Source organism: Thalassolituus sp. UBA6592, assembly GCF_002433655.1.
In the GTDB taxonomy this organism is placed as follows: domain Bacteria; phylum Pseudomonadota; class Gammaproteobacteria; order Pseudomonadales; family Oceanobacteraceae; genus Venatoribacter.
The window spans coordinates 1-5365 of sequence record NZ_DJIO01000147.1; the positions used below are offsets into that span (position 1 = coordinate 1).

General features: G+C 54.6%; 9 protein-coding genes. All 9 read right to left on the minus strand.

Annotated features, from left to right (window positions below):
* Positions 1–254 precede the first annotated feature (254 nt).
* A complete protein-coding gene (tatC, locus tag B2Z72_RS14780; protein WP_296984753.1) occupies positions 255–1001 on the minus strand; it encodes a twin-arginine translocase subunit TatC in 747 nt (248 codons plus the stop codon).
* Positions 998–1378, minus strand: coding sequence for a Sec-independent protein translocase protein TatB (tatB, locus tag B2Z72_RS14785; RefSeq protein ID WP_296984750.1), 381 nt, complete (start codon positions 1376–1378; stop codon positions 998–1000). Before tatB ends, tatC begins: the two co-directional genes overlap by 4 nt.
* A complete protein-coding gene (gene tatA / locus B2Z72_RS14790; RefSeq protein WP_296984747.1) occupies positions 1378–1626 on the minus strand; it encodes a twin-arginine translocase TatA/TatE family subunit in 249 nt (82 codons plus the stop codon). The genes tatB and tatA overlap by 1 nt, the downstream gene beginning before the upstream one ends.
* 30 nt (positions 1627–1656) lie before the next feature.
* Entirely contained in the window at positions 1657–1989 is a 333-nt protein-coding gene (locus B2Z72_RS14795; protein ID WP_296984745.1) for a histidine triad nucleotide-binding protein, read from the minus strand.
* Between the two features lie 44 nt (positions 1990–2033).
* Positions 2034–2366, minus strand: a complete 333-nt coding sequence (locus B2Z72_RS14800; RefSeq protein WP_296984743.1) for a phosphoribosyl-ATP diphosphatase — start codon at positions 2364–2366, stop codon at positions 2034–2036.
* A 1-nt stretch (position 2367) separates the two neighbouring features.
* Entirely contained in the window at positions 2368–2748 is a 381-nt protein-coding gene (gene hisI, locus B2Z72_RS14805) for a phosphoribosyl-AMP cyclohydrolase (protein ID WP_296984740.1), read from the minus strand.
* Positions 2749–2794: 46 nt separating this feature from the next.
* Positions 2795–4444 (minus strand): ubiquinone biosynthesis regulatory protein kinase UbiB, encoded by a 1650-nt coding sequence (ubiB, locus tag B2Z72_RS14810; protein ID WP_296984738.1) that lies wholly within the window; start codon positions 4442–4444, stop codon positions 2795–2797.
* Positions 4445–4448: 4 nt separating this feature from the next.
* The gene (locus B2Z72_RS14815) at positions 4449–5093 is read right to left on the minus strand and encodes a ubiquinone biosynthesis accessory factor UbiJ (RefSeq protein WP_296984736.1); all 645 of its coding nucleotides are present in this window, start codon (positions 5091–5093) and stop codon (positions 4449–4451) included.
* Positions 5093–5365 (minus strand): class I SAM-dependent methyltransferase (locus tag B2Z72_RS14820; RefSeq protein WP_297005189.1); only part of this gene is annotated, 273 nt, incomplete at its 5' end. The genes B2Z72_RS14820 and B2Z72_RS14815, both read right to left, overlap by 1 nt.

A 5365-nucleotide genomic window follows, 5' to 3' on the forward strand; every position in this document is an offset into this window, starting at 1 on the left:
TCATTTCGGCGCTCCAGAGGCGAATTTAAGGCGTCCGCGATGCCTCTTTTCAAAGCAACTCAACCGCTGAAATTTATGCAGAGGCATGGAATTCAGATTCATTGTGAACCCAGAAGAAATGTAATGAGGTAGCCAGTCCTGCGAGAGTGGCAGTCCGACGATTCTCGAAAGTGCTTAAATGGAAATTTGTGGGACAGCAGCCGGTCTTACCGGGCTCTTAAACTGCTTTAGCGAACAACCGCTACAGCAGAACGTCAGTCTTCCGCAGTCTCTTCTGTGTCATCTTTTTCTTTCTTAATCAGCCGCGAGGCAATCACCCCCAGCTCAAACAGCATGTACATAGGCACTGCCAGAATGGTCTGTGAGATCACATCTGGTGGTGTCACCAGCATGCCAACCACAAAGCAGCCGACGAAGATGTACGGGCGTTTGCTGCTCAGGGCTTCGACGGTGGTGATGCCGCTGAGCACCATCAGGAAGGTGGCGACAGGGATTTCAAACGCGATGCCGAAAGCGAAGAATATCTTCAGGATAAAATCGAGGATATTGCTGATGTCCGGCATAAAGGAAATGCCTTCCGGCCCGGCCATGCTGAAGAAGCCAAAGGCCAGTGGCAGTACCACGAAGTAGGCAAAGGCAATGCCGGAGTAAAACAGAATCACACTGGAAACCAGCAACGGAATGCCGAATTTCTTTTCGTGCTGATACAGGCCCGGCGAAATAAATCCCCAGATCTGATGCAGAATAAACGGCACCGCCAGCAATACCGCCATAACCAGCGTCATTTTAAACGGCACCAGGAACGGCGAGGCGACACCGGTGGCGATCATATTGCCGGTATTGGGCAGCAGCACGGACAGCGGTTTAACCAGAATCAGGTACAGGTCATTGGCGAAGTAGAACAGGCCAAGAAAAATCGCCAGCACCAGCAGTATAGCTTTCAGCAGGCGGTTGCGCAGTTCAACCAAATGGGAAATTAAAGGCTGTTCCTGATCTGTCATGATGGCTTATGGCTGTCACTGGCTTCTGCTGAAGCTTTGGTTGGCTGGTCATTACCGTCTGTTACGTCACTGGCGCTGACGCCGCTGTTACCGGCAGGCAGGGCTTCAGGCTCAGCGCTGGGCTGAGGCTGGCTGTGTGCAGGTTTGGCCGGCGTATCGTCGTCCAGGAAGGTCGCGTATGGATCTTTGAGTTTTTCGCGCAGTTCCTCGGTGCGTACCTGACGCTCCAGATCATCCTGGAGGTTATTCATGGTACGGCGGATCTTACCGATAAACAGGCCCGCGGTGCGCGCTGCTTTGGGCAGGCGTTCCGGACCGAGTACCAGCAGGCCGAGGATGGCTACCACCATCAACTCAAGGAAACCAATATCGAACATCAGGCTTTATCTTGATCTTTGGTCTGGGTTTTGAACTGGGCGTCGGCCTGTTCACCGGATTTGTCTTCCAGTTTTTCAGCCGGAGCTTCGTCTGCTTTTTTCGCGTCGTCTTCATTCACGGCTTTTTTGAAGCTTTTAATCGCTCCGCCGAGATCGCCGCCGAGGCTGCGCAGTTTTTTCGTACCAAAAATCATAATGACGATGGCCAGAATGATTAACAGTTGCCATACGCTGATTCCGCCGAGCATAAGGTTTTCCTCGTGTTCTCTGAGTGTTCGTTAAAATCCCGGCAGCTGGTCGCCGCCGAGGATATGAAAGTGCATATGAAAGACTTCCTGGCCGCCCTCTGCGCCTGTATTGGTGATGGTGCGGTAACCGGTCAGTCCGGCGCTGGCAGCAATCTTCGGCAGTGTCGTCATCAGATGCGCGATCATGTCAGCATCGTCAGCAGTGAGGGTGTTCAGGTTTTCTGTATGTTTTTTCGGGATCACCAGCAGGTGCGTATCGGCTTTTGGCTCGATGGTCGGAAACGCCAGCAGCTGGTCGTTTTCATAGACAACTTTGGCCGGCAGTTCTCCGGCGACGATTTTACAGAATATGCAGTCGCTCATGGTGTTCCCGTTTACTTCTCTGGGGTCAATAACAGCACACGCCGTTATTTTTTCGTGCGTGAGGCTTTTTCTTCCAGACCTGACATGTCGAAACGACGTGCCAGTTCGTTAATTACAGATTCCGGACGCTCGCCGAGTTTAGCCAGAGCCACCAGACTGTGGAACCACAGATCGGCAGTTTCATAGACGACGTCTTTGTTGTCGCCGCTGGTTTCTGCGTCTTTGGCTGCCAGAATGGTCTCGGTGGCTTCTTCGCCGACCTTCTCCAGGATCTTGTTCAGGCCTTTATGATACAGGCTGGAAACGTAAGAAGAATCCGGCTCCGCGGTTTTACGCTGTTCCAGAATATCGCCTAATTTTGACAGTACGTCACTCATATTAATAAATCTCTTTCGGGTCTTTGATTACCGCATCTGTGGTGACCCATTCACCATCCTGCCAGACACGGTAAAAGCAGCTCTCACGCCCGGTATGACAGGCGATGCCACCAATCTGTTCAACCTGCATAACGATCACATCAGCATCACAGTCGAGGCGCAGTTCGTGCAATTTCTGCACATGCCCGGACTCTTCGCCCTTACGCCACAGTTTTTTGCGTGAGCGTGAATAATAAATCGCGCGGTTTTCAGCGGTGGTCAGTTCCAGCGCTTCGCGGTTCATCCAGGCCATCATCAGAATGCGCCCGGTTTTGTGATCCTGGGCGATGGCCGGTACCAGACCGTCCTCGTCCCATTTCACTGCGTCCAGCCAGTTACTCATAACGTTTTACCTTTGTATTCAGCGGGCAGCATAGCGCAAAAATTGCTCAACGCAGAATCAGTGACAATACACCAAGGGCGGTGATGGCCAGGCCGACGCTTTCCGGCATGCCCAGCGCGTACGCCTGCCACCAGACAAACAGACCGGTAATCACCGCCACGCCGCCCTGAATCTGGCTGCGTTTCTGTTTGCGCTGTTCAGCCATCTCGTTGCGCAGGGCAATGATTTCCTGCTGCAGCGCGTGCTGGGTGTCGTCCATATGATTCAGGCGGGTCAGTGCGCCATGGATAAGATTCGGAATCTGCGGGCCTTTATCAAGCCAGGTCGGCAGCTGGCGCTTGAATTCACGCAGCGCGGCTTTGGGGCCAAAGCGCTGACGCATCCAGCGTTCCAGATAAGGTTTGGCGGTGCTCCACAGATCCAGTTCCGGATACAGCTGGCGGCCTAAACCTTCGATGTTGAGCAGGGTTTTCTGCAGCAGTACCAGCTGCGGCTGCACTTCCATATTGAAGCGGCGCGCGGTACTGAACAGCTGAATCAGCACCTGACCAAAGGAAATCTCGGCCAGCGGTTTCTCGAAGATAGGTTCGAGCACGGCGCGGATGGCCGACGCCAGCTCATGCACTTTGGTGGAGGCCGGCACCCAGCCGGAATCCACATGCAGCTGTGCTACCTGATGGTAATCCTGATTGAAGAAGGCGAGCATGTTCATCGCCAGATAGGTCTGATCTTCTTCGGTCAGGCTGCCGACGATGCCACAGTCGATGGCGATGTACTGCGGCGTGCGTGGATTCTCGCGCGACACAAAAATATTGCCCGGGTGCATATCGGCGTGGAAGAAGCTGTCGCGGAACACCTGGGTAAAGAAGATCTCCACACCGCGTTCAGCCAGAGCTTTCATATCGGTATTCTGCGCGTAAAGCTGGTCAACATCCGCCACCGGAATACCGTAAATGCGCTCGCTCACCATCACTTTGGTGCGTGTGAATTCCCAGTACACTTCCGGCAGGTAGAGCAGATCTGAGCCTTCAAAGTTACGGCGCAGCTGGGTGCAGTTGGAGGCTTCCACCTGCAGATTCAGCTCGCCGTGAATGGTGTTGCGGTAGTCTTCCACCACTTCCATCGGCTTCAGGCGGCGGCCTTCGGCGGAATATTTCACCAGCAGGCGGGCCATGGTTTCCAGCAGGTTAAGGTCACGCTCAATAGTGTGCTCGATGCCCGGACGCACCACTTTAACCACTACTTCTTTGCCTGGCTGGCCGTTTTCGCCAAACAGACGCGCAGCATGCACCTGAGCAATCGAGGCTGAAGCCATCGGCTCGGTGCTGAATTCAGCAAACAGTTCACCCACGGTTTTGCCCAGCTGTTCTTCGATCAGGGCGCGGGCTTTGTCATTGGGGAACGGCGGAACATCGTCCTGCAGACGCTTGAGTTCTTTAACGATGTCTTCCGGTACCAGATCCGGACGGGTGGACAGGATCTGACCGAATTTAATAAAGATCGGGCCAAGGGCTTCCAGCGCCAGACGCAGGCGTTCACCGCGGGTCAGGCGTGACGGTACCGGGAAAAAGCGCCATGGCGCGACAAACAACAGCGCCCGCATCCACATGGGTAACTGTTCTACAGGGACCAGGCTGTCGAGACGGTAACGGGTAAAAACAAACAGGATCTTCCACAGACGCCAGAGGTTTGCCACGGGGTTATTGTTCCTTTGTACGACTGTTGATCAGGTTGTCGATGCGCGCACCGAGGCGGTCGGTGGCGAGTTTCAGCTGGTCGACATCATCCGCAAACTGACGCAGCAGAGGTGCCGGAGTCACGGCTTCCACTTCGTCTTCCAGATATTCTTTTACCGCCGTGCGATACGTTGCCGAGGTGCTCTTACCCCAGTTCATCAGGCCGCGCAGGCCCTTGCCCAGCTGATGAGCCAGCAGACCACCGGTGAGCGGTGAAATCAGCGCTTCCCAGTCAATATCCAGCTGCTGTGCGATGCGTGTCAGAGCGATGGCAAATTCACTGTCACCGTCCATATCAATGGCGGAGTTGATCAGGGTGTTGGCTTTATCGTCGGCGCGTGCCAGCGCGAGAAAATCACGGATGCTGCCGGTAAGCGTGGCATCCGCTGTGCTGTCGCCCATCAATGACAGACCAATGCCGTTATCAAAAATGCGCACAAAGATATCGCTGACGCCGTTGACGCCAATGATGCGGATAGCCAGCAGGCGCCCCTGATGACGTGCCAGTGCCTTAACCGCTGCCGGGTCATATTGCAGCACATGATTAACCGAGGCTTCTGCCGGCACACACAGTGCCTGCAGCACCTCCGCAGGCAGTTGAATCTGCATCAGGGTTTGATCCCGCGGTGCAGAGCGACAACGCCGCTGGTCATGTTGTGGTAGGTACAGCGTACTAAACCGGCTTCTTCCATCATGGATTTCAGGGTTTCCTGATCCGGGTGCATACGGATGGATTCCGCCAGGTACTTGTAGCTTTCAGAATCGTTGGTCACCAGCTTGCCCATCATCGGCAGGGCAGAGAAGGAATACACATCGTAAGCCTTGCTCATCAGCGGGTTGGTAGGCTTGGAGAATTCCAGCACCAGCAGACGGCCGCCCGG